General features: G+C 65.5%; 19 protein-coding genes and 1 tRNA gene. 7 read left to right on the forward strand and 13 right to left on the reverse strand.

Going from position 1 to position 23,267, the window contains the following annotated elements:
- The first annotated feature begins 763 nt into the window (after nucleotides 1–763).
- On the forward strand, nucleotides 764–2,167 hold the full coding sequence (locus E3O45_RS06455) for a hypothetical protein (protein ID WP_134442653.1): 1,404 nt from the start codon (nucleotides 764–766) through the stop codon (nucleotides 2,165–2,167).
- A 22-nt stretch (nucleotides 2,168–2,189) separates the two neighbouring features.
- On the opposite strand, the gene E3O45_RS06460 is transcribed toward E3O45_RS06455, so the two are convergent.
- Complete coding sequence (locus tag E3O45_RS06460; RefSeq protein WP_134442654.1) at nucleotides 2,190–3,863, reverse strand: HNH endonuclease signature motif containing protein; 1,674 nt, start codon at nucleotides 3,861–3,863, stop codon at nucleotides 2,190–2,192.
- Nucleotides 3,864–4,414: 551 nt separating this feature from the next.
- Between E3O45_RS06460 and E3O45_RS06465 the strand changes: the two genes are divergently transcribed.
- From E3O45_RS06465 to E3O45_RS06480, 4 genes are all read left to right on the forward strand, one after another.
- Nucleotides 4,415–4,488 (forward strand) — tRNA-Met (locus tag E3O45_RS06465).
- Between the two features lie 229 nt (nucleotides 4,489–4,717).
- On the forward strand, nucleotides 4,718–5,677 hold the full coding sequence (locus tag E3O45_RS06470) for a sugar ABC transporter substrate-binding protein (protein ID WP_134442655.1): 960 nt from the start codon (nucleotides 4,718–4,720) through the stop codon (nucleotides 5,675–5,677).
- Complete coding sequence (locus E3O45_RS06475; protein ID WP_198418230.1) at nucleotides 5,674–6,729, forward strand: ABC transporter permease; 1,056 nt, start codon at nucleotides 5,674–5,676, stop codon at nucleotides 6,727–6,729. Before E3O45_RS06470 ends, E3O45_RS06475 begins: the two co-directional genes overlap by 4 nt.
- A complete protein-coding gene (locus tag E3O45_RS06480) occupies nucleotides 6,726–7,523 on the forward strand; it encodes an ATP-binding cassette domain-containing protein (RefSeq protein ID WP_134442656.1) in 798 nt (265 codons plus the stop codon). Before E3O45_RS06475 ends, E3O45_RS06480 begins: the two co-directional genes overlap by 4 nt.
- A gap of 83 nt (nucleotides 7,524–7,606) precedes the next feature.
- Here the strand turns inward: E3O45_RS06480 and E3O45_RS06485 are convergent, their stop codons facing one another.
- From E3O45_RS06485 to E3O45_RS06525, 9 genes are all read right to left on the reverse strand, one after another.
- On the reverse strand, nucleotides 7,607–8,371 hold the full coding sequence (locus E3O45_RS06485) for a GntR family transcriptional regulator (protein ID WP_134442657.1): 765 nt from the start codon (nucleotides 8,369–8,371) through the stop codon (nucleotides 7,607–7,609).
- A 70-nt stretch (nucleotides 8,372–8,441) separates the two neighbouring features.
- Entirely contained in the window at nucleotides 8,442–9,506 is a 1,065-nt protein-coding gene (locus E3O45_RS06490; protein ID WP_134442658.1) for a right-handed parallel beta-helix repeat-containing protein, read from the reverse strand.
- A 45-nt stretch (nucleotides 9,507–9,551) separates the two neighbouring features.
- Nucleotides 9,552–10,688 carry a cysteine desulfurase family protein gene (locus tag E3O45_RS06495; RefSeq protein ID WP_134442659.1) on the reverse strand — a complete coding sequence of 379 codons (1,137 nt, stop codon included), beginning with the start codon at nucleotides 10,686–10,688 and terminating at the stop codon, nucleotides 9,552–9,554.
- 4 nt (nucleotides 10,689–10,692) lie between these two features.
- Entirely contained in the window at nucleotides 10,693–11,571 is an 879-nt protein-coding gene (gene nadC / locus E3O45_RS06500; protein WP_134442660.1) for a carboxylating nicotinate-nucleotide diphosphorylase, read from the reverse strand.
- Nucleotides 11,565–13,235: an L-aspartate oxidase gene (gene nadB, locus E3O45_RS06505; RefSeq protein ID WP_134442661.1), complete on the reverse strand. Its 1,671-nt coding sequence runs from the start codon at nucleotides 13,233–13,235 to the stop codon at nucleotides 11,565–11,567. Before nadB ends, nadC begins: the two co-directional genes overlap by 7 nt.
- Nucleotide 13,236: 1 nt before the next feature.
- Complete coding sequence (gene nadA / locus E3O45_RS06510) at nucleotides 13,237–14,580, reverse strand: quinolinate synthase NadA (protein WP_134442662.1); 1,344 nt, start codon at nucleotides 14,578–14,580, stop codon at nucleotides 13,237–13,239.
- Nucleotides 14,581–14,630: 50 nt separating this feature from the next.
- A complete protein-coding gene (locus E3O45_RS06515) occupies nucleotides 14,631–15,290 on the reverse strand; it encodes an NUDIX domain-containing protein (RefSeq protein ID WP_174843060.1) in 660 nt (219 codons plus the stop codon).
- Between the two features lie 295 nt (nucleotides 15,291–15,585).
- Complete coding sequence (locus E3O45_RS06520) at nucleotides 15,586–16,353, reverse strand: polyprenol monophosphomannose synthase (protein WP_134442663.1); 768 nt, start codon at nucleotides 16,351–16,353, stop codon at nucleotides 15,586–15,588.
- A 4-nt stretch (nucleotides 16,354–16,357) separates the two neighbouring features.
- Nucleotides 16,358–17,926 carry a glycosyltransferase family 39 protein gene (locus E3O45_RS06525; RefSeq protein WP_134442664.1) on the reverse strand — a complete coding sequence of 523 codons (1,569 nt, stop codon included), beginning with the start codon at nucleotides 17,924–17,926 and terminating at the stop codon, nucleotides 16,358–16,360.
- 116 nt (nucleotides 17,927–18,042) lie between these two features.
- Between E3O45_RS06525 and E3O45_RS06530 the strand changes: the two genes are divergently transcribed.
- Entirely contained in the window at nucleotides 18,043–18,873 is an 831-nt protein-coding gene (locus E3O45_RS06530) for a carbon-nitrogen hydrolase family protein (protein ID WP_134442665.1), read from the forward strand.
- Between the two features lie 20 nt (nucleotides 18,874–18,893).
- Here E3O45_RS06530 and E3O45_RS06535 read toward each other — a convergent pair whose 3' ends face one another.
- Together E3O45_RS06535 and E3O45_RS06540 are read right to left on the reverse strand one after the other, a co-directional pair.
- Nucleotides 18,894–19,238, reverse strand: a complete 345-nt coding sequence (locus E3O45_RS06535; RefSeq protein WP_370450322.1) for an ATP-dependent DNA ligase — start codon at nucleotides 19,236–19,238, stop codon at nucleotides 18,894–18,896.
- Nucleotides 19,239–19,462: 224 nt separating this feature from the next.
- Nucleotides 19,463–20,572: an alpha/beta fold hydrolase gene (locus E3O45_RS06540; protein WP_134442666.1), complete on the reverse strand. Its 1,110-nt coding sequence runs from the start codon at nucleotides 20,570–20,572 to the stop codon at nucleotides 19,463–19,465.
- Between the two features lie 233 nt (nucleotides 20,573–20,805).
- Here E3O45_RS06540 and E3O45_RS06545 point away from each other — a divergent pair, with 233 nt between their 5' ends.
- The gene (locus E3O45_RS06545) at nucleotides 20,806–21,879 is read left to right on the forward strand and encodes an alkene reductase (RefSeq protein WP_134442667.1); all 1,074 of its coding nucleotides are present in this window, start codon (nucleotides 20,806–20,808) and stop codon (nucleotides 21,877–21,879) included.
- Between the two features lie 71 nt (nucleotides 21,880–21,950).
- Here the strand turns inward: E3O45_RS06545 and E3O45_RS06550 are convergent, their stop codons facing one another.
- Nucleotides 21,951–23,180, reverse strand: a complete 1,230-nt coding sequence (locus E3O45_RS06550; RefSeq protein ID WP_134442668.1) for an aminotransferase class I/II-fold pyridoxal phosphate-dependent enzyme — start codon at nucleotides 23,178–23,180, stop codon at nucleotides 21,951–21,953.
- Between the last annotated feature and the right edge of the window lie 87 nt (nucleotides 23,181–23,267).

Raw genomic sequence — 23,267 nt, forward strand, 5'->3', positions numbered from 1 at the left:
CTCGATCGGCGATGTCAGCCCCGTCACCTTCGAACTGCAATACTCGTCAGAGACCGCGGAAGTTCAACTCGCCGCTTAACCCGTGTCCACTAACCGGGGGCAAGGCCAGCGTGCCGAGTCGGTTGAGGCGATTCGCGGCGCAGTACCGGCGCAACGACGCACGGGCACGACGCCCGGCCTCTGCCGCAGCGCGTTCCGGATCAGCAGCAAAGCCGCGTGAAACATACGAGGGCGCGCGGCGAGTGGACCCGTGGAACGTCCCGCCACCCTCGCTGGCACCCGGGTACAGGGAGAACGTCCACCCAGAGTCAGGGCGAGCGAGGGTGCGCAGGTGTGCATGGGTTGAATCCGGGAGCATAGGGAACCAGAGCTAGACGCCGACAGAGGAGTGTCGAAGCAGGACGCCAACACCGTGAACCGGGGCGTACGACTTCGGATCCCGGAATTCGACCGGGTCTGGCCTCTAGATGCATCTGTTCGAGCGGGGACACTGGCCTTTTAGCGCCGCTCAACCCCGACTGGGGTTCCATTCACCTTGTGTGTTTATGCAGAGCCACAAGCTCGGCATCGTTACGTATTACTAAATTATTTCTACCCGACGAATTACACCCCTGTCATTCATTCACAGGGTCTTCCAAGCTGCCGCGGTTTCGTCCGTCCTGCGGACGGCCAAAACCTTGCCCTCGATCGCCCTGCCGGGCTCCCGAGTTATGTTGCTTATTCAAGTAAAGCGGCGCGCTGCGCGCGCAATAGGATTCGTCCCATGGCTGAATATCTCCCATCCAATGTCCTGAATGACCGCGATCGACCGCGCGTACTGCTTGTTGCAACGCCTGCGGCCGAAGAAAGCACTTTCGCCTGGCTGTCGGCACGTTGCGGAACATACAGACGGGTCAACGCGCTGTTAGAGGTCGACCCGTCCGAATGGGATGTCTTGGTCACCGATCAGGCGTACACCACCATTCGCACAACGGATTGGGGTCTGGATGCCAGTTTGTGGGATCGGGTACCCGACCACCTTTTCATCTTCCGCACATTCAGGCCAGGGAATGGGCAGGCCGGAAGCCGATTTTTCGAATTCAACATTGAGGACGGCATGGCGGACAGTAGTCGTGCGTTGCGTCGGGTGGATTCAGTCCCCGGCCACCAGCTCAGACGCATCCAGGCGCTTCCGGAAGCAATCCAAGATCTCGTGAAGTCGACCCTCGTGCCAAGCGCCGAGGCTCGCTTACGGCAGTTCGGTATACAAGTGGACGGAGAGCAGCTCGCTCCAGCTGTACTCAACTTCAGACCATTTCTCGCTGGACCAGGCGATATATACCTCGCTGGCAGCTACGAGCGTCCGGGTGGTGCTGCCGTCTGGTTACTTCCCGACGACGCGAAGTCCCTTGAAAATTGGTTCGACATCGCCCTCGTTGAGTGGCACCTAAAGGACCGCCGCAGGTTTCCCAGCGTCCAAACTTGGCAGAGCAACCCCGACTGGGACACTCGCAAAGAACGGCTGGCGCGAGAGCAGTTGGAAAAACTCGACGCCGAGCAGGCTGAGGCGTTGAGCAGGTATGAAGCTCAGCGGAGTGTGGCAGCAACGGCACTAGAGGCCGAGCACGCGATTGCGAGTAGCGGGCCGAAGCATCTGCTGAACGGTCAGGACGACGAGCTTCAGGACGCGGCGCGCATTGCCCTTGAGCAACTCGGTTTCAAGGTCGAAGACATGGATCTTGTTTGGGATCCAAGAGAGCGCCGGGAAGACTTTCGTATACGCGACACAGACGCACCGGGGTGGGTCGCGATCGCGGACGTCACAGGAGTCTCAAAAGGCGCCCCCGGGTCCAAGCTCGCGACGATCTTGGGATACATCATGAAGTATCTGGTCGCCGACAAGCGTGAGCGTGAGCGTGAGCGTGAGCGTGAGCCAAGCATGTGGGTGATCGTCAATCAACTGTTTCACCGCGACCCGCTCACTCGGGGCGACCTCTATCGCGCGGATGACATTCAGACGCTCGTGACGCACAATGGAATTGCCCTCGATACAAGCGCGCTGTACGTCCTTTCTCAGTCGATCGAGCCTGGGAGCACCCGAGCCTCAGAATGTCGGGCTTGGCTGCGTTCGGCGCGAGGACAAATTACGGTAGCCGACGCGTACACGTGGATGGGCTCCCACCCATAGGCGCTGGACTTGAGAGGATGGATTAACAACTTGTGCCGTTGTCGATGTTGGTGAGGCCGCCCTTGCGCCAGGGCACGACGTGGTGCGCTTGGGTTAGCTGCGGTGGCACGGTGCAGCCGGGGATGACGCAGCCGCCGTCGCGGGCGGCCAATGCGCGGCGCTGACTAGCGGTGAAGAACCGGTTGCTGTCGCCGAGGTGCAAAACCTGACCCTTGTGGCCGAACAACACGGGCTGATACCCGCCGGCGCAGAGCAGCTCATCGACTTGTTTCACGGTGAGGGGTCCGTCGATGCCGTCGATCCAGCCTGCGCCGCGGCCGGCGAGGAGGTCGTTGATATTGATGTGCACGAGTACCGTCGGTGCCGCGCCGCCCATCGTTGGGGTGCCCGGCTGCCGGGCGGCCGCTTCGAACACCGCGCGGAGGATCCCGGCCTGCTTCTCACTGATCGAGCGGGTATCGGCGGGTTCCTGCGGGCAGGGGCTGAGGGCCTGGCCCGCGTTTGCTCCGGTCCGCTCGTCGTAGCCCTGTTCGTGGCCGATCGGGCCGTTCTCGTCGTCGGCCTGCCCGTGCTGGCCCCCGGTCTGCTCGCCGCTTTCGCAGTGCTCGACCGGGACGTCGTTCGAGGCCTGCGCGCCACGGTCATCGTTGGCGCCAATCGCGAGGACGTCGCTGGCGCTGCTATCAATGCTGGTGCTTGCTTTGCTGTCATTATCATCGCTGTCCGTGATGCCGTCGGTTTCATCGTTGTGCGTGCTGTCCGCATCGGAGAGTTCGCACGGTTCGGTCTTGTGGAAGGCGACCGTGGCTCGGGGTACCGCGCCGGGAACGGGGTTGGCTGCAGCGGAGAAGAGGTACGCGTCGAAGACGGTGCCGATGATGGCGCGGTCGAGGGTGGTCAGCCAGCCGTTCAGGCTGTAGCCGCCGTTATTCAGTCCACCGAAGGCGAACCAGCTACGCCGTTCCGCCGTGGCCTCGCCCGGAGCGCACCCGTCGGGCGCGAGGCGCGCCTGCCACGCGATGCCCTGCTGCCGGAGTAACTCCGGCGCAAATGCGATACCGGCACCGGGCAGTCCCTCGGTCTCCGGGGTAATGGTGCCGGACCCGCTCGCTACCAGGGAGCGCTCGACGCGGTCGAGGTCATCCACCAGCACCGAGGCGCGCAGGCCGTCGAGCACGGACACGATGACGCGGGCTTGCTCCACTCCGAGCTCCCCACCCTGCAACGCCTCACCCACCACGGGGTAGGTCGGTGCGAGGGGCCGGCCGAGCAGCATCCGCTCGCCGGCATTCTTGCCGAGCGACGCGCGCTGCCGCACCTCACTGCGGGACAACCGCGCCAGGGTGGACACCAGCACGAGGCCGCTTCGGCAGCCGAGCCGACGTGCCAGAGACACCGCGCCAGCCGCTTCTATCTCGGTCTGATCGGCCGTCTTTGCCGCAGCAGTCTTGGCAACGGACACATCAAGGTATTCGGAGCGGCGCAGCACATCCGTCGTGGACAGCACCCGGGCACCATCAACAACCCGGCCGACGCTCTCGAGGGCGAGCAATATGCTCAAGGATTCTTCATCACCCAGCGACCCGAACGATACCGAACTCAACGCTTTCAGGAGAATCTCCCGAGCCTGCCCGACCGCCACAATGACAGCATTCGAACTGGCCTCACCGGTGTTTTCCATGAACATGGGCGCCATTGCCTCCTTCGCAATGATTCTACTCTGAATCGAACACAAAAGCGAGAGCAACTCATTTTTTATTTATGCGGAGAAATTTCAAACTCCAGAGGTTTGATTCGCAGTTCTACGTGATTCACCATTGAATGAGCGGGAGTTTACTGGCGGCCATCATCTGAGGCGGGTGGTCAAGTTGATAGTAAATCGAATATATAAGTGAAACTTTTACACTGTTTGTTTATATGGCCAACACTGCGGAGTAATGCATTCCACGCCACACTTCGGGAGCGCTGAGACGCCCGGAAGTGGTGCGCTGGGAACGCCGCAGACCCGTGGCGTGCAGCGGCAAGGTGGAAGGCCGCGGTCTTCCCGTGAATCGTTTCCGACTTCACCGGGTTAGAGCAGCTGTCCATACCTGAACACCTGTTGGCACGGAGAATGGCGATCCCTTGCGGCTGTCCTGCTTGATGGTGTTTGATGCCAGTAGAGGAAACCATTTTCGGTGCCCAATTGGCAATATCGCCACAAGTGGTCGACCGAGCTTTCAGGGTGTGCTAAATTTGTACTTGTAGCGCGGGGTGGAGCAGTTCGGTAGCTCGCTGGGCTCATAACCCAGAGGTCGTAGGTTCAAATCCTGCCCCCGCAACAGATGCCCCCGGAACCCTTGGTTCCGGGGGCTTTTTTGTACCTTCCGTCCGCTGGGCGCCTGACTTTTGCTAATCGAAGTCTCGACAGGCTCGATCCAGGTCGTGGCGAGATCACTTTTGGGCAAGATGAGAAGGTCGGGAGCGAATCGGGCGCGTGACTGCGATTTGGATCGCGTACGTCGATTTCACGCTGGACAGGCGACAATTGATGCAACGAAGGTTGCAGACATGAAGAAGAACAGAAACTGGCTCGCCGCGCTCATCGTCATTCCCCTGGCGCTGGCAGGATGCACGGCCAATTCGGCAGACACGACGACCGCCGCATCCGCGGAGATTGTCATCGCCGTCGTCACGCACGGAACACCGGGCGACACCTTCTGGGACGTCGTCAAGAGCGGCGCGGAGCAGGCCGGCACCGACCTCGGGGTTACCGTCACGTACCAGGGCGATGGCGACCCGGTGAAGCAGAGCCAGTTGATCGCTGCAGCCATCGCCACGAATCCGGATGGCCTCATCGTCTCGATGGCCAACCCCGACGGCGTTCGGAATGCGGTTGAAAAGGCGGTCGCCGCTGGCATCCCGGTGATCACCATCAACTCCGGCGTTGATCAGTCCAAGGAATTCGGTGCCCAGACCCACATCGGTCAGAGTGAGTTCATCGCCGGCCAGGGCGCGGGCGAGCAGCTCGCCGAAGCTAGTGTCAGCAACGTCATCTGCGTCATTCACGAGGCCGGCAACACCGGGCTGGAAGAACGCTGCGATGGAGCAGCTGACACCCTCGGCGGCACGGTCACCAACGTTCAGGTTGACGTCACGAACATCGCGGACGCTCAGAACACCATCAAGAGCAGCCTTCTGGCCGACTCGTCCATCGATGGCGTGCTCACCCTGAACCCGGGCATCGCCGTCGCGGCCAGCCAGGCCATCGAGGAAGCCGCCAGCACGGCGCAACTGGCGACCTTTGATGTGTCTTCCGACGTCACCCAGTTGATACTCGACGACAAGATCCTGTTCGCCGTCGACCAGCAGCCCTACTCCCAGGGCTACCTCCCGGTGACCTTCCTCACCCTGCAGGCTCGCAACGGCGATGTTGTCGGCGGCGGTCTGCCGGTCTACTCCGGCCCCGGCTTCGTCACGAAAGACAACGCAGCCGAGGTCGCGAAGTTCGCGAAGAATGGAACGCGATGACCCGTACCGCACCCGCGGTGACTGATGAACGGATGATCGATGAAAGGCTCAAGCCAGCCGGTCTCATCATCACGCTGCTGCGCCGACCCGAGGTCGGCGCAGCAGTGGCCGCCCTCGCCATCTTTATCTTCTTCTCGGTCTCGACGCAGGCGTTTCTGACGCCTGCCGGCGTGGCCACCTGGCTCTACTCGGCATCGCTGTTCGGCATCATGGCCGTCGCGGTTGCCCTGCTCATGATCGGCGGAGAGTTCGACCTCTCCGCCGGTGCCATGGTCGGTACGACCGGACTGATCGTCGGAATCGTCACAACCGAGTGGGGCGTCACTATCTGGCTCGCCCTCGTGATTGCCCTGGCGATGGCCCTGGCCATCGGCGCGGCGAACGCCTTCGTGGTGATGAAGACCGGGCTGCCGAGCTTCATCGTCACCCTCGCCACCTTCTTCATTCTGCAGGGAGTGAACCTCGCGGTCACCAAGATCATCACCGGCACGGTGTCGATTCAGGGCATGAGCGACGTTCCCGGCTTCGATGCTGTCAAGGTGTTCTTCGGCTCCTCGTTCGCATTGTTCGGCATGGACGTGAAGATCTCCATCGTCTGGTGGATCGCGATAACCGCTCTCGCCACCTGGATTCTGCTGCGTACTCGATCCGGAAACTGGATCTTCGCGGTCGGTGGCCAGATCGAAAGCTCACGCCAGGTGGGCGTGCCGGTCATGAAGGTCAAAATGGGCCTGTTCATGACCACCGCCGGTGCGGGCTGGCTCGTCGGAATGCTCCAGCTGTTCGATGTCTCGACGGTGCAGGCCACGACCGGAATCGGCCAGGAATTCATCTACATCATCTGCGCTGTGGTCGGCGGATGCCTGCTGACCGGCGGCTACGGATCGGCCATCGGTGCGGCGCTCGGCGCTCTCATCTACGGCATGACCCTGCAGGGCATCGTCTTCGCCCAGTGGGATAACAACTGGCTCAAAGCATTCCTCGGTGGCATGCTGCTGCTGGCCGTGCTCGTCAACCTTTATGTACGCCGCCAGGCAGGAGTTCGCTCATGACGCCGGGAGACACATCCGCTGCCCCGCCCATTCTTGAGGTTCGGGATATCGGCAAGACGTATGGTTCGATTCTGGCGCTGCAGGGAGTATCGGCCTCGGTTGGAGCAGGTGAGGTGCTCTGTGTGCTGGGGGACAACGGTGCCGGCAAGTCGACCTTCATCAAGATCCTCTCCGGGGCGCACGCGCACACCCACGGCAAGCTTCTCGCCTACGGTGTCGAGCGCACCTTCGGCAGCCCGCGCGAGGCACTGGACCTGGGGATAGCCACGGTGTATCAGGACCTCGCCGTGGTTCCGCTGATGCCGGTGTGGCGCAACTTCTTTCTCGGCTCCGAACTGACGCGCGGGTTCGGCCCGTTCAGCCAGCTGGACGTCAAGGGGATGCGCCGGATCACCAAGGAAGAACTCGCCAAGATGGGCATCGACCTGCGCGATGTCGACCAGCCGATCGGCACCCTGTCGGGCGGTGAACGCCAGTCGGTGGCCATCGCCCGAGCCGTGTATTTCGGCGCGAAGGTTGTCATCCTCGACGAGCCGACCTCTGCTCTGGGAGTCAAACAGGCCGGTGTCGTGCTGAAATACATCGCTCAGGCCCGCGATCGCGGCCTCGGCGTGGTCTTCATTACGCACAACCCGCACCACGCCTACCCGCTCGGCGACCGGTTTCTGCTGCTGAAGCGTGGAACCAGCCTCGGCGGTTTCAAGAAGAGCGAGATCACGATCGAAGAGATGACCAAGCTCATGGCCGGGGGAGCGGAACTCGACGCTCTCGCCCACGAACTCGCTCGCGCCTAACCCGCTGGATCTACAAATAAGTCTGGCCGTCTGACCCTTCGGGGTTAGGCGGCCAGACTTTTTTGATGCTTTTGGCAGGACTGCTACTTCTCGACCAGCGTCACTTCGAAGGAGTACAGGTCGGGGCGGTAGCAGTGCTGGCCGAACTCGACCGCGCATCCGGAGTTGTCGAAGGCCGTGCGGTCCATCGTGAGTAGCGCCGCATTCTTCTCGATCTCCAGCAGCACGGACTCCTCGTTGGTGGATTTGCGTGCTCCGATGTGCTGGCGGGCGACCCGCATCGTCACTCCGCGCGAACGCAGCACCTGGTAGAGCCCGTGCGCGACGAGATCGTTGGGTTCGATTCCGATGAATTCCTCGGGGAGCCAGTTTTCCATCACGGCGACCGGCACGTCATCGGCCAGGCGCACGCGCCGAATGTACAGGGTGGGACTGCCCTCGGCCACGCTGAGTCGCTCAGCCGTTTTCGCATCCGCTACCCGGGTTTCGAGAGCGAGAAGGTGCGTCGAGGGCACCTTATGCGTGTTGGTGAGGTCGTCGTAGAGGCTGGTCAGTTCGACCTTGCGCGTCACCTGGCCGTGCACGACCTGGGTTCCGATGCCGCGTCGGCGTACCAGCAGGCCCTTGTCGACGATTTCTTGGATGGCGCGGCGCACTGTTGGGCGGCTGAGGCCCAGGCGCTGGCCGAGGGCGACCTCGTTCTCCAAGCGTGATCCGGCCGGCAGTTCGCCGCTGAGAATGGCCTTCTCGATGCGCTGCGAGACTTGAAAATACAGCGGAATCGGGCCGGACCGTTCCAGATCCATGAACATTCCCATGGGGAGGGTGTTTTCTTCCTTCGCGCTCATGTGACCCCTTCACTGACATGCCAAGAGCTTTGGCTGATTGTCATGACAATATCAGGTCATAGCGACGTTGTCAGGAGGCGCGGCAGGCCACATTCATGACGCCCTCCGCGGCGCCGGTGGCGGTGTTATTGCATTCGACAATGTTGCTGAGCTCCGGCGTCATCGAATAGCCAAAGCCCGGACCGTTCACGGCGGCGGTGTTATTGCGGAAGATATTGTCTGTGCCCCACCCGTCGAGGATCTCGTGGGTCTGAAAACCGTCACGGAGCGAATTCGTGCCGGTGTTCGAGTCGATGACCCAGCCGTTTCCCTTGATATCCACCCAGGAGTCGGCCTCGCTCAGCGCCGACCCGTCGAAGGTATTGTGGCTGACAATTCCGTTGCTCGTGCCCTCCTTCACATCGACGGCTTCCGAGGTCGTCTGCGAGAACGAGTTGCCCGTCACCGTGTTGCGATCGCTCCGGTCTGGCTGGCATCCGCTGATATCGCACCAGTTGCTGTCGGCTGTGCCGATATAGACACCCTCGCCGAACTTCGGTTTGCGCAACCCGGTGTCGAAAACGGTGTTGTCGGCGACGGTGTTGTCGGTGCTGAACCGGCGAAGGTGGATGGCTTCGTCGCCGATCGTAGAGACGGTCAGTGCGCGAATGGTGGACCCGACAGTACCGTCAGCCATGACACCTTTTTGCCCGTTTGTGACAGAAAACCCCACCAGATTCCAATACTGGGCGCCGTCGAGATGCATCACGTAGCCGTTCATCGGGTCGCCGCCGTCGAGCACACTGTCGGTTCCGCCGCACAGAGTGATCGGCTCGTCGACGGTGCCTGACGTCGTCGCGACGAAGTTGCCCTGATAGTTTCCGTCCGCCAGCCCGATGACGTCCCCGGGTGCGGCGTCGATGAGTGCCGAGGACAGCTCGTCAGCGGATGCCACGTTGATCGTCGCGCGCGGACAACCTGCAACGTCGCGTGCCGTGGGCGCCTCGGCGAGTTGGGGAGTAGGCATCACTCGAGGTGTCGTCGACGACGATGGCGACCGGGGCAGGTTCAGGGGCGCACACGCAGTCACGCTCAGCATGAGCGTGAGGCCCAGGCTCACGAGTACCAGCGCACGCCCGATCTGAGATCTGCTCATAACGATGACTCTAGCGTTGGCCGGACCATGCCGACTTGGTTCGCGTCAGGTGCCGAGACTGGCGACCGCAGCTACCGCCGCACGAACGGATGCCGCCGCCTCGGCCGCCTCCGCCGCCGACGTGCCAGCACCCAGCGTGAACCGAACAGCGGTCAACGCCACGTCGGCCGATAGGCCCATGGCAGTGAGCACATGCGAAGGCTCGCTGCTGCCGGCCGCGCAGGCGGACCCGCTCGAACAGACGATGCCGCGCGCTTCGAGCTCGAGCAACACCGCCTCGCCGCTGGTGCCCGGAAAGACGAACGATGCGGTGCCCGGCAGGCGGTCGGTCGGGTGCCCGGTGAGCCGGGCCGACGGCGTCTCGCGCAGCACCGTGCCGATGAACTCGTCGCGGAGGGCGCTGGTGCGCTGGGCAGTGAGAGCCCGTTCCTCGCCGGCCAGGCAGAGCGCCACGGCGAGGGCCACCGCACCGGCGACGTTCTCGGTGCCGCTGCGCTTGCCGCGCTCCTGGCCACCGCCGTGCAGCAGCGGCTCGATCACGAGGCGGCCGCGCAGAAAGACGGCGCCGATGCCGGGGGGAGCACCGAGCTTGTGGCCGGAGAGGCTGAGTGCGTCCACGCCGAGGGCTTTTACGTTGAGGTCGAGCCAGCCACAGGCCTGCACCGCGTCGGTGTGAAAGGGCACACCCTGCGCGACAGCGGCCAGTTCGGCCAGGGGCTGCACGGTGCCGACCTCGTTGTTGGCGTAGTGCACCGAGACCAGGGTGGTGTCGGGGCGGAGCGCGTGGGCCAGGTCGGCGGGGTTGACGCGGCCGGCGGCATCCACTGGCAGCAGGGTGATCTCAAAACCGTGCAGCCGGCGCAGGTAATCGCAGGAGTCGAGCACTGCCTCGTGTTCGATCGGAGTCGTGACGATGTGGCGGCCGCGGGGGGCGCCGAGTGCGATCCCCTTGATCGCGAGGTTGTCGCTTTCGGTTCCGCCGCTCGTGAAGGTCACTTCGCCGGGGCGGCAGCCGAGCGAGCGGGCGACGCCGCGCCGCGCCTCCCGCAGCGCGGCGGCGGCCGCCTCACCGACCTGGTGGTGGCTCGACGGGTTGCCAAAGCCGCTGGTGAGGTGCGGCCACATGGCCTCGAGGGCCTCGCGGCGTACCGGGGTCGTTGCGGCGTTGTCCAGGTAGATCATGGGGTCAGAGTGCGAATCCGGCCGGCGCGCTGACCCGAATGGCCACGTCGAGACCGAGGTCGAGCGAGTGCACGCTGTGGGTGAGCGCACCGACCGAGATGACGTCGACACCGGATGCCGCGATGGCACGTACCGTGTCGAGCGAGACTCCGCCGCTGGCCTCGACGATGGCCCGACCGGCGATCTGCTGAACGCCTTTCAGCAGGTCCTCCGAAGAGAAATTGTCGAGCATGATCGTGTCGATGCCGGCCGCAAGCACGTCGTCGATCTGGTCGAGGCGGTCGACCTCCACCTCGAAGTGGGTGGTGTGCGAAAGCTTCGCCCGCACTTCAAGCAGGGCCTCGGTCAGGCCGAGCGGGCCGGCTGCGAGGACGGCGAGGTGGTTGTCCTTGGCCATCACCGTGTCGGAGAGGCTGAACCGGTGGTTGTGGCCGCCGCCATCGCGCACGGCCTGGCGCTCCAGGGCGCGCAGCCCGGGCGTGGTCTTGCGGGTGTCGACGATGCGGGCCGTGGTGCCGGCCGTCTCGGCGACGTACCGGGCGGTCAGAGTGGCGATTCCGCTCATCCGCTGCACGAAGTTCAGCCCGATGCGCTCCGCCTGCAGGATGCCGCGGGCGGGGCCGGTCACCTCGGCCAGCGTGGCGCCGGTGTCGAACGAATCGCCGTCTTGGACGAACGGACGCACCTCAATGCGCGGGTCGGTCAGGCGAAAGGCCGCCGCGAAGACGGCGGTGCCGCTGAAGACGCCGGGTTCGCGCGCCTCGAGCCGGGCGGTCGCGACGGCGTCTTCCGGAATGAGCACGGCCGAAGTGAGATCGCCCCAGGGCGCGTCCTCGTCGAGGGCGGCCTGCACGACAACGTCGATGGAGTGTGCGGTCAGCATGCGATGGCCTCCTTGGCCGGAATGAGTGAGCGGGATTGCGAGTAAGACGTGGCGAGTTCGGGCCGGGTGTCGGTGAAGTCGGAGCGGTAGTGCGCGCCGCGCGACTCCTCGCGGGCCAGGGCTGCGCTCACGAGCAGGCGGGCCAGGTCGAGCAGGTTGCGGTCCTCGAAGGCGGTGACGTCGCGGCTGGTCGCTGGTGGCGAGACCCACTGGGTGAGGCTGTGAGCGGCGTGCCGGAGGCCGACGCCGGAGCGGTGTACTCCGGCAGAGTCCCAGAGGAGCTGCTGCAGCGTTTGGCGGTTGACCAGCGTGCCGAGACCGGCCGGCGGTGTTCTCGTGGCGGTCTCGGCAGGCTCGACCAGCGAGGGGGAGCTATCCGCAGGTTGGCTCGCGTTGGCCGGGTCGAACAGCGGGTGGGGGAGGTATTCAGAGCGGGTCGCGTTGGCGAAGCTGGGGGAGAGCACTGTGAATGGGGACAGCGTCGTGCTCGCCCGCCAGGGCTCGCCGAGCGCGCGTACGGCTCGGTCCGCGAACACGGCTGCCTCGAGCAGGGAATTGGAGGCGAGCCGGTTGGCACCGTGCGCTCCGGTGCGGGCGACCTCGCCGACGGCGAAGAGGCCGGGCAGGGTGGTGCGGCCCCAGGCATCCGTTTCCACGCCGCCCATCCAGTAGTGCGCGGCCGGGGCCACCGGAATCGGATCGACCGCCCAGTCCAAACCGGCAGCCCGGCAGGCCGCTGTGATCGTGGGAAACCGGGTTTCGAGCAGCTCGCGGCCCAGTGCGGTGGCGTCGAGCAGCACCGGCGTGCCGCCCTGCTGCTCCATCTGGCTGGCGATCGCCCGGGCGACAACGTCGCGCGGCGCGAGCTCGGCGTCGGCGTGCTGGGCGAGCATAAAGCGATCGCCGAGTTGATCGCGCAGTACGGCGCCTTCACCGCGCACCGCCTCCGACACGAGCGGCGTGCCGGGCACGGCGAGTGCGGTCGGGTGAAACTGGTAAAACTCCAGATCGGTAACGGATGCTCCCGCTCGCCACGCCGCCGCCACCCCGTCCCCGGTTGCGACGGAGGGATTGGTGGTGTGCGTGTACAGCGCGCCGGCGCCGCCGGTGGCCAGGATCACGGCGTCAGCGGCCAGCGAAAGCTGCACGCCGTCCGGGCCGAGCACGCGGGCGCCGGTCACCCGGTCATCGTCCACGATCAGGTCGACCAGCATGGTGTGCTCCCGCACCTCGATCGTGGCGCGGCGTTGCACGGTCGCCACGAGCGCTGCCTCGACCGCAGCGCCGGTGGCGTCACCGCCGGCGTGCACGACGCGGGAGCGGGAGTGGGCGGCTTCGAGGCCGCGGGCCACGCCGGATTCATCCCGGTCGAAGTCCACGCCGAATCGAATCAGGTCGCGTACCCGCGCCGGACCCTCCTCACAGAGCACGCGCACGGCCGCCGGGTCGCACAGACCGGCGCCGGCGCGCAGCGTGTCGAGCACGTGGGCGTCCACCGAGTCGTCCCGAAACAGGGCGGCGGCGATTCCGCCCTGGGCATAGCGGGTATTGCTCTCGGGCAGTACCGACTTGGTGACCAGCACTACCTGGTGGCCGGCATCCGCTGCCCGCACTGCGGCCAGCAGGCCGCCGAGGCCGCTGCCGATCACGAGGATCGCGGCCATGTCAGGCGCCGACCAGGTGTGAGTCCGGCAAAGCAGTGGGCGCAACGGATGCCGGCGGTCGGGCCGCCAGCATCCGCTCGAGGGCGACGCGCGCGTGTACGGCGACATCGGCCGACACCGTGATCTGGTTGAGGACCTGGCCCGGCGCCTCACCGCCACCGACGAGCGCCTCGAGCACCCAGGCCAGATAGCCGGCGTGGATGCGGTACATGGTCGAGCAGGGGCAGATCACCGGGTCGAGGCAGAATATCTTGTGCTCGGGGTGCTGGGCGGCGAGCCGGTTCACGAGGTTGATCTCGGTGCCGATGGCGAAGGTTGTACCGGCCGGAGCTGCGGCGATGGCCTTGGCGATGAAGTCGGTGGATCCGGCCGAGTCGGCGGCGTCGACGACTGCCATCGGGCATTCCGGGTGCACGATAACTTGCACGCCGGGGTGCTCGGCGCGGGCGGCGTCGATCTGCGGCACGGTGAAGCGGCGGTGCACGCTGCAGAAACCGTGCCAGAGCACGACGCGGGCGGTGTCGAGTTGCTCGGCCGTGTTGCCGCCGAGCGGCTTGGTCGGGTTCCACATCGGCATTTGGTCGAGCGGCACCCCCATCGCCTTGGCGGTATTGCGGCCGAGGTGCTGGTCGGGGAAGAACAATACGCGCTGGCCGCGTTCGAAGGCCCACTCCAGCACGGCCGTGGCGTTCGACGAGGTGCAGACGATGCCGCCGTGCTCGCCGCAGAAGCCCTTGAGTGCGGCGGAGGAATTCATGTAGGTGACCGGAATTACCGGAACCCGGCCGGAGGCATCCGCTTCGGTGCCGTAGAGGTCTTCCAGCTGTTCCCAACACTCGGTGACCGAGTCGATGTCGGCCATGTCGGCCATCGAGCAGCCGGCCGCCAGGTTCGGCAGAATCACGGCCTGGTCGGGCCCGGAGAGCAGGTCGGCGGTTTCGGCCATGAAGTGCACGCCACAGAACACGATCGCGGCGGCGTCGGGGCGGCTCTGGGTGGCCTGGGCGAGCTGAAAGCTGTCGCCGACGAAATCGGCGTGCCGCAGCACCTCATCGCGCTGGTAGAAGTGTCCGAGAATGACGACCGAGTCGCCGAGCACGTTCTTGGCCTCGACGATGCGGGCGCTGAGTTCCTCCGGCGAGGCAGTGCGGTAGCGCTCGGGCAGTGCGCCCTGACGGGGAGAGCCGGCCGGAATCACGTCACCCATCGACGATCCGGGGCCGTAGCCCGGGGCTCGGGTGTCGAATTCCCACGGATCTGTTGCCAGGTCGGGGCTGCACGTGCTGCCGGCGGCTTTGCCGGTGCCGATGAGACGAATGGTGGTCTCGACCGAGGGAATAGTCATGGTCGTGCTCCTAGGGAAGTGATGGGAAGTGATGGGAAGTGAGAAGGAGGTTAGAGCGTCGGCCCCGGCGGGTCGTGCTCGCTGGCGCGATCGTCATAGCGGTAGAGCCGCGCCGGTCGATGCCGGGCACCGGCCACGTGCTGATCGGTGCTGATCAGGGTGCCGCTCGACTCCATCGATCGCCGAAAATTGGCCGGGTCGAGTGCTTTCTGCAGCACGGCCTCGTGTACCTCGCGCAACTGGGCGAGGGTGAACGTGTCACCGAGAAAGGCGTGCGCGATGCGGGCGTATTCGACCTTGGTGCGCAGCCGCCAGAGCGCGTATTCCACGATGCGGTTGTGGTCAAACGCCAGCGGCGGCAGTTGGTCGGCCGCAAACCAGCGCACGTTTTCACCAACGGATGCCCGTTCCGCGACCTCCGAGCGCACCAGCGCCCAGTACACGACGGAGACCACGCGCAGCCCGGGGGAGCGGTCGATATCGCCGAAGGTGTACAGCTGCTCGAGGTAGCGCGGCGACAGCTCAGTGGTCTCGCGCAGGGTGCGGGCTGCGGCTGCGGCAAGTTCTTCGTTGGCCGGCAGCCATCCGCCCGGCAGCGCCCAGAGGTCCCGGTGGGGGTCGCGGGTGCGCCGAACGAGGGGCAGCCACAGGGTCTTGAGCCCGGACTCGTCGTCGGGGCGCAGGGCGAAGATCACGGTCGACACGGCCAGGCTTGACCCCGCAGCGCTTGACCCCGCAGCGCCTGACCGCGCAGCGCTCGCCCCGGCGTCTCCGACGGCGAGCGGGCTCGGCTGCGCGATCGGGGGTGTCTGTACGGAATGCTCCAGCACGGGGATCCAGTCGTAAAGGTCTAATTGACTCTAACTGCTGGATCCATCATATAGTCAAACTGACTCAAACACCCGAATGTGACGAAAACCCGTCGTTGTCCGGCTGGCACAACTCATCCACGGCGGTCGTCCGTTGTTGTTGCGGACAGAGGTCCGCAACGAAATTCGTTGGGAGTCAGGCCCCGCGGGCTGCGGCAGCTGCGCGCGCGCCGGCCCGGCTGATGCCCATGCCTGTCACACCCCAGAGCGTCACCCGGGCCATCGCCTCGATCGCGATGCGCGGGCTCATCTTCGACGACCCGCGCACCCGCTCGACAAAGGTGATTGGCACCTCGACGACGCGCAGGTCGGCGCGCACGGCGTGCAGCAGCATCTCGATCTGAAAGCAGTAGCCAAGGCTGTCGACGCTGGAGAGGTCCATGCGTGACAGGGCGCGGGCCGAATACACCCGATAACCGCCGGTGGCGTCGCGTTGGGGCAGTCGCAGCAGTATCCGGGAGTAGAAGGACCCGCCGCGGGAGAGAGCGCGTCGATGCCAGGGCCAATTCTCGATGGCCCCACCCGGTACCCAGCGCGATCCCAGCACCACGTCGGCCGTTTCGGCCGCGGTCAGCAGACTGGCGAGTTGCTCCGGCCGGTGGGATCCATCGGCGTCGAGTTGCACAAGCTGGGTATAGCCGTGGCTGAGAGCCCAGCCGAAACCCTCGAGGTAGGCGGCGCCGAGGCCGGTCTTGTCGGTGCGATGCAGAACGTGTACGGCCGAATCCGAGACGGCAAGCTGATCGGCGAGGCTGCCGGTGCCGTCGGGGGAGGCGTCGTCGACGACCAAAATGTGCGCCGCGGGGACGCTCGAGCGAACGCGTCCAACAATGCTGGCCACGTTCTCGGCCTCGTTGTAGGTGGGAATGATGACCAGCGTGGTGGCTGCGGAGTTCAGGGGCACTGGCTTACCTCGTCATTTCAATAATGATGGTGCGGTTGACCAGCGTCGTCTCGGCGACGCGGAATCCTTGCAGTTGCAGCGTGCGGACATCCGTTTCTTGCCGCCAGTCCGCACTCCCCGAGTATTGCAGCAGCCAGACCGTGTTGAGGTTCGCTACGGCCGGAAGCGCGTCGGGCAGCGGGGCTACTTCGTCCCAGAGCCAGGCCGTGTCGCTGTAGGCACGGGTCAATGTCACGTCGTGCAGGCCGGCGAACGCCTCGGGGTAGAGGTGCATGGCCAGCCGCGGAATGCGCGACGGGCGCACGCTCTGGTCGAAGACGACGCCGTCGCCGGGCAGTGCCTCGGCGGCCAGCACGGCCGCCACCTGACGCCAGTCGCTGCCCTCGTTCTTGCCGAATTCACCGCGTTGCACGGTGTAGACGGGCACGATGGTGGCCACGAGCAGGGCAACGCTTGCGGCGCGCAGCCAATTATTGGCCAGAGCGGCCACCCCCACGGCGATCACGATGGCCACCGCCGGGGCACAGATCGACAGGTAGCGCGTCGAGTACATGGGGGTGACTAACTCGTTGCCGATCAAGAGGATGCCGCTCGGCAGCAGCATCCAGGCCAGGAAAATGCTCAGCGCACCGCGGCTGGGCAGACCAGCCTGATAGTGCGTGCCGCGGAGCCGAAAAAATACGGCCATTACGGCCACGATAATGAGCGCCCAGGCCATGATCGCGACCGGAACGGTGTCGAACCACTGCATGACCGCGGCTTCCGAGACGGTGACCCTTGGGCGGCGGCCGATGAACGCGATCTGCTCCCGCTGGGCTGAGCCCGCGAGCAGAATGGGCAGGGCCAGCAGCAGCCCGAGCAGGCTTGCCCCCAGCCAGAGTGCCAGGCTCCACCAGAGTCGGGCAGTGGGTCGGCGAAGCGGATGCCGGCGGGCCAGCGCCACGACCGCCACGGCATGTACCGGAAGCAGCAGGGCCAGGTAAAGGAACACGTACATTCCCAATGCGAGCAGCAGGGAGTAGCCACCCCACAGGGCGATCTGCCGTCGGCGACTCGCGGTGCGGCTGCGCACCGCGAGCACCAGCAGCACGGTCAGCCACACGGCGATCGCCGTCGCGATCGCCGTCGATCGCGCCTCAGACCCCATGTAGGTCACCCGGGGCAGCACGGCGAAGATCAGGCCGGCGCCGATCGCGGCCGGGCGGGAGATGAATTTTTCGGCCAGAACGACGGTGCCGGCGGCGGCAGCGCCGATCGCGATCGCGCTCGGCAGCCGGGTGGAGAACTCGGAGGCGCCGAACAGGTCAATCCAGCCGTGCAGAAACAGGTAGTAGGCGCCGTGCACCGCATCGATGTTGCCGAGCATCAGGAACAGTGAGGGCAGTGAGCGCTCGGCGGACATCACACTGGCCGCTTCATCGCCCCAGTACGACGGCTGCCAGGACCAGGCGACCGACACGACGAAGGCGACGAGACCCACGAGAAAGGCTGACCATCCGGTTGACCGGAGGGTGAAATCGGGTCGGGCCAGCGCGCGAGAAGCCAGGGGATGAGGCGCGATAGCGGAGGTCACCCGGTCAACCTACCCAGCAATTGTTAACGGTAGCCATCGAAACGCCCCGAATTTGCTGCAAAGACCAATCCTTTTGCCCCACGGTGTCGGCATCGGCCGCCAGCTAGGCTTTCGCCATGAGCCCAACAGCGCAGCCAGACCAGCCAGCCGCGGTGGGCGTTGCCGTCGCCCAGTTCGCGCCGGGGACCGATAAAGCGCAGAACCGGGCCGTGATTCGCCAGCTGGCCACGACCGCAGCCCGGCGTGGTGCCCACCTGGTCGTGTTCCCGGAGTACTCGGCCTTCTTCGAGCCCAAACTCGGGCCGGCCTTCGTGGCCGCCGCGGAGCCGCTCGATGGCCCGTTCGGGACGGCGCTCGCCGCGCTCGCAGCCGAGCTGGGCATCCACATTGTGGCCGGCATGCTCGAGACGACGGAGGACCCGGCCCGGTTTTCGAACACCCTCGTCGCCGTCGATCCGACCGGACGCCTCGTCGCGAGCTATCGCAAACTGCACCTCTACGACGCCTTCGGCGATCGCGAATCCGACTGGGTGCTGCCGGGGGACATCGACGATCCCGAGATCTTCGAGGTCGGTGGACTGCGGGTGGGCCTGCAGACCTGTTACGATGTTCGCTTTCCCGAAGTAACCCGTCGCCTCGTCGATGCCGGAGCGACCCTGGTGCTGGTGCCGGCCGAGTGGGTGCGCGGTCCCCTCAAGGAGCACCATTGGCGCACGCTGCTGACGGCCCGGGCGCTCGAGAACACCGTGTTCGTAGCCGCCGCCGATCACACGCCGCCGATCGGCGTGGGTACGAGCCTGATCATCGACCCGATGGGCGTCGCGTTGGTGAGTCTTGGTGAGGCAGTGGATGTCGCGATCGCCTTTCTGGAACCGGCCCGCGTTGCAACGGTGCGCGCGATCAACCCGGCCCTGGCGCTGCGCCGGTTCGCCGTCGTGCCGCGCTGATTCTGATGGAGCTGACCCGGCTAGCGTTCGCTGACGCTCGCCTTGGTCGCGCGGGTCTGGGCGGCCGCCCGAATGCCGATGGCCGGTTCAATCTTGGGTGTGTGGGTGGCGTCGACGGCCGCACTCTCTTCGGCGGTCACGACGAGCCCCTGGGAACTGTTCGCCGAACGCGTGAGTTGAGCGACCCAGTTCGGATTGATGGTCGGGGCGTGGTCACCGGCGAACTTGAAATAGAGCGGAATTGCCGGGTTCAGCCAGGCCGAACTCCGCCCGTCGCCGATCACGGGGGTATCGCGCCAGGAGAGCAGAAAACTCTCCCCGTGGCGCAGCTTCTGAACGATCACGAGTTGCAGATGTGCCAACATTCGGTCTTCGAATTCTACGACGACTCGATCATATGTAAGCGAGCCCATGAGTGCTACTTTCGGTCGGTCGTGCTGCCCTCAGCGAGAAGCGAAGGGTGTTGAAACACTGGAGCCGGAACGATTGAAAGCGAGGCCTGCACTTTTACGTGGAACCGGGTAATGGTCCTCACTGTCCTCCGTTGGGGGGACAAATACAAGCAGTTCAGCAAGTGCCCAGCGCATTGTCACGTTGTGGCGGGGTCGACCGGCAGCGGAGCGGCGAATTCGAGCCGGAGCAGCACTTCGAGCGGGCGTTCGATCTGACCGAAGTGCCCGGCTCCCGCAATCGTACTGATCACGCACTGGGGCACAACCTCGCGCAGCTTCGCGTCGTCGGCCGCAGTGACGAACACGTCGTCGTCACCGTGCACGGCGCGCACCGGGCACACGATCTGAGCCCACCGCCGGGTTGCGTCGTAGGCGCCGGCGCGGACAGCGGCCAGCACGAACCCGGCTGGACGCAGTTCGGTTCCGATCGCGGCGACCACGGTCCCGTCGATGATTCCGGGGCGGCGAAACAGCGGCGCAACGAGGCCGCGCAGTAGATTCAGTCGGGCTAGGGCCGTGATCAGGCTACGGCTGGCGCTGCCGCCCCGCCGCAGCATCCGCATCGTCAGCAGCAGCGTGGTGAACGCCGGCAACACGAAGAAGTGGCGAATCGGGTAGCGCACGCTGTCCTGGATTGAAAACGACGTGGCCGAGACCAGACCGACGGATGCTGTCGCCCGCGTCTCGCTCGCCGCCAGCTGCAACGCGATGAACCCTCCCATGGAATGACCCACGACGTTCCAGCGCTCATAGCCGAGGGCGCGCGCCACCTCGGCGACTGTCTCGGCCATCGACTCGACGGTCAGGCTTGCTTCATCCGCGGGAAGCGGCGAGTCGCCCCATCCTGGCAGGTCGGGAATGATCAGATCGGGCAGATCACGTTCGGTGGCGTGGGCCGCCTGCAGCAGGGGCGTCCAGGTCGTCCAGGATCCGGCAGCACCGTGCAGCAGAATGGTCGCGGTCTGGCTGGTCGTGCGGCGCCCGTGCCGCACGACGACGGTGCCGCCGCGCAGCCGCATCGAACTGGTCGTCAGCCCAAAATGACGCGCATCCGGGTCGAGCGCGAAGGGGCTGTAGCCCAGCACGGTCGCCGGGGGTGCCGGTCGGGGCTGGGCGGCCGGCTCGGGGATCGGTGCCGGCACGGGTTGCGCTGGGCGCGGGCCGGGCTTCGGCCGCGGCCCCGGAGTATCAAGGGCGGTCGCGACGGAGAGGCTTCTGCTCGTTGGTCGGGTCATCAAGATGCTCATGTGCATAGTTCGGTGCGCAGACCGCGCCGGATTGCTCCCAGCCCTGACAAAGATGGGGCACGAAATCTCAACGCGCAGGAAGCGCACGCGTTGAGCCAATTAACAGGCAGGAATATCGAGTGCGCCGCGGCCGTTGCCGCCTACGGGCGAAGAGCGACGACCGCTCGCCCGTCCTCCCTGAACCTGTCGATCTGACTGACCGGCTGACTCGTTATTTTCAGAAAGAAGTACCCGTGAACCTCTTTTCCCCGCTGACCCTCGGCGACCTGCAGCTGCCCAACCGCCTCGTGATGGCGCCGCTGACCCGCATCCGTTCTGGCCAGTCTGGGGTCCCCGGCGAGCTGGTGGCCCTGCACTACACGCAGCGAGCCACACTCGGCCTGATCGTGAGCGAGGGCACTTACCCGAGCCACGCCGGCCAGGGCTTTCCCGGCCAGCCCGGTCTGGTTGAACCGGAGCAGCTCGCCGGCTGGCAGGCCGTGACCGACTCCGTGCACGCCGCCGGCGGACGCATCGTCGCCCAGGTCATGCACGCCGGTCGGGTCACGCACGAAGCCACCACCGGCGGCTACCGCGTCGTTGGGCCCAGCGCGATCGCCATCACCGGAAGTACCCGCACCTACGACGGCAAGCAGGACTTTCCCGTGCCCCACGCACTGACCGCCGAGGAGTTGCCCGGCATTATCGAGGACTTCGTGCGCGCGTCGAAGAACGCCATCGCGGCCGGATTCGACGGCGTGGAGCTGCACGGCGCCAACGGCTACCTGCTGCACGAATTCCTCTCGCCGGCCTCCAACGTGCGGGGCGACTCCTTCGGCGGGTCGCCGGAGAATCGTGCCCGTTTCGTGATCGACGTTGTCACGGCGGTCGCCGCGGCGATCGGTGCCGGCAAGGTGGGCCTGCGCATCTCGCCCGAGCACAACATTCAGGATGCCCTCGAAACGGATGCCGACGACCTCGCGGCCACCTATGGCGCCCTCCTCGGCGGGATCGCCCCGCTGGGCCTGGCTTACCTGAGCGTGCTGCACGCCGACCCGGCCGGAGAGTTCGTGCAACACCTGCGGGCGCGCTTCGGTGGCAACTTCCTGGTGAACAGCGGATTCGGCGTGATCACCTCGCGCGACGAAGCCCTCGCCCTGGTTCGTGACGACGTCGCGGACGCCGTCGTGGTCGGTCGCGCGGCCATCGCGAACCCTGACCTGCTGCGTCGCTGGCAGGAGGACCTGCCGGTCAACGAGCCCAACCCGCTCACCTACTACGCCGACGGCGCCCGCGGCTACACCGACTACCCCGCCCTGGCTTCCTAACTACCCCGCGAGAGCGCAAAAAGTGCCCGATTGACACTCTCAATCGGGCACTTTTTGCGCTCTCGCGAAACTTAGCGTGGGTTAAATGCGGCCAACTGCGCCGAGGCTTGCTCGAGCAGGCCGACCTTCTTGCAGTAGGCGAACCGCACGAGCGGCGCATATTCGGCCCGGTGCGCGGGGGAGCAGAACGCCGCAACCGGCACCGCTACCACCCCGGCGAGTTCGGGGAGCCGGCGGCAGAGGTCGGCACCTTCGGTGAAACCGAGCGGTGTGGCGTCCGCCACGATGAAATACGAGCCCTGCGGCACGCTGATGGCGAATCCGGCCGTGCGAAGCCCCGTGGCCAGGACATCGCGCTTGCCTTTCATCTCGGCGGCGATGTGCGCAAAATACGCGTCCGGCAGGTCGAGCCCCACCGCGATGGCCGGCTGAAACGGCGCCGCGTTGACATAGGTGAGAAACTGCTTGACCGCGAGAATGGCGGTCACGATTTTGGCGGGCGCACTCAGCCACCCCACCTTCCAGCCGGTCAGGCTGAACGTCTTGCCCCCGGATGAAATGGTGACCGTGCGCTCCCACGCCCCCGGCAGCGTCGCGATCGGAATATGCGGCGCCCCGAACGTGAGGTGTTCGTAAACCTCATCCGTGACGATCAACGCGTCGTGCTGGTGCGCGAGCTCGACAATCAGCTCCAAAGTCTCCCGGGGAAATATCGCGCCGGTCGGGTTGTGCGGATCGTTCACGATGATCAGTCGGGTGCGATCAGTCACGGCGGCGCGAAGGGCGTCGAGGTCGGGCTGGAAGTCGGGAGCACGCAGCGGAACCGTTCGATGGATGCCGCCACCCAGGCCGATCAGTCCGCCGTAGGCATCGTAGAACGGCTCGAAGGTCACGACCTCGTCACCCGGTTCGATCAGCGCCAGAATGGTCGCCGCAAGCGCCTCGGTTGCCCCGGCCGTGACCAGAATCTCACTGCCGGGGTCGAGCGTCAGCCCGTAGAACCGCTGCTGGTGCCGGGCAATCGCCTCGAGGAGGACCGGATGGCCGCGCCCAGGCGGATATTGGTTCACCCCGTCGCTGATCGCCTGGCGGGCGGCCTCGAGAACCTCGGCCGGTCCGTCTTCATCCGGAAAGCCCTGTCCGAGATTGATGGCACCGGTGCGCGTGGCGAGCGCGCTCATCTCGGCGAATATACTCGCTGCAACGCTGCCGTCTTCCGCGAGGAGCCCGGCCCCGCGGGCTGTGCGTCGCCAGGCACCCGAGACGATCGGGGTATGTTCTGTGTCGAAAGAGTCCTGCATAGGCTCCAAGCTATCGCCTCGGCAAGGTCTCGGCTTGATCATTGAATGCTCTCAGGCCGTACATACCGAACGTTCAGGTTCGGGCGC

It is taken from the genome of Cryobacterium sp. TMS1-20-1, from assembly GCF_004402355.1.
Classification (GTDB): Bacteria; Actinomycetota; Actinomycetes; order Actinomycetales; family Microbacteriaceae; genus Cryobacterium; species Cryobacterium levicorallinum.

Excerpts from the sequence above, each read along its gene's own strand:
- E3O45_RS06535 (WP_370450322.1), bottom strand. The coding sequence starts at position 19,238 with ATGTTGGCACATCTGCAACTCGTGATCGTTCAGAAGCTGCGCCACGGG.
- E3O45_RS06460 (WP_134442654.1), bottom strand. The coding sequence starts at position 3,863 with ATGGCGCCCATGTTCATGGAAAACACCGGTGAGGCCAGTTCGAATGCT.
- nadA (WP_134442662.1), bottom strand. The coding sequence starts at position 14,580 with ATGACTATTCCCTCGGTCGAGACCACCATTCGTCTCATCGGCACCGGC.
- nadB (WP_134442661.1), bottom strand. The coding sequence starts at position 13,235 with ATGGCCGCGATCCTCGTGATCGGCAGCGGCCTCGGCGGCCTGCTGGCC.
- E3O45_RS06550 (WP_134442668.1), bottom strand. The coding sequence starts at position 23,180 with ATGCAGGACTCTTTCGACACAGAACATACCCCGATCGTCTCGGGTGCC.
- E3O45_RS06530 (WP_134442665.1), top strand. The coding sequence starts at position 18,043 with ATGAGCCCAACAGCGCAGCCAGACCAGCCAGCCGCGGTGGGCGTTGCC.
- E3O45_RS06470 (WP_134442655.1), top strand. The coding sequence starts at position 4,718 with ATGAAGAAGAACAGAAACTGGCTCGCCGCGCTCATCGTCATTCCCCTG.
- nadC (WP_134442660.1), bottom strand. The coding sequence starts at position 11,571 with ATGCTGACCGCACACTCCATCGACGTTGTCGTGCAGGCCGCCCTCGAC.
- E3O45_RS06475 (WP_198418230.1), top strand. The coding sequence starts at position 5,674 with ATGACCCGTACCGCACCCGCGGTGACTGATGAACGGATGATCGATGAA.
- E3O45_RS06495 (WP_134442659.1), bottom strand. The coding sequence starts at position 10,688 with ATGATCTACCTGGACAACGCCGCAACGACCCCGGTACGCCGCGAGGCC.
- E3O45_RS06455 (WP_134442653.1), top strand. The coding sequence starts at position 764 with ATGGCTGAATATCTCCCATCCAATGTCCTGAATGACCGCGATCGACCG.
- E3O45_RS06485 (WP_134442657.1), bottom strand. The coding sequence starts at position 8,371 with ATGAGCGCGAAGGAAGAAAACACCCTCCCCATGGGAATGTTCATGGAT.
- E3O45_RS06480 (WP_134442656.1), top strand. The coding sequence starts at position 6,726 with ATGACGCCGGGAGACACATCCGCTGCCCCGCCCATTCTTGAGGTTCGG.
- E3O45_RS06540 (WP_134442666.1), bottom strand. The coding sequence starts at position 20,572 with ATGAGCATCTTGATGACCCGACCAACGAGCAGAAGCCTCTCCGTCGCG.
- E3O45_RS06490 (WP_134442658.1), bottom strand. The coding sequence starts at position 9,506 with ATGAGCAGATCTCAGATCGGGCGTGCGCTGGTACTCGTGAGCCTGGGC.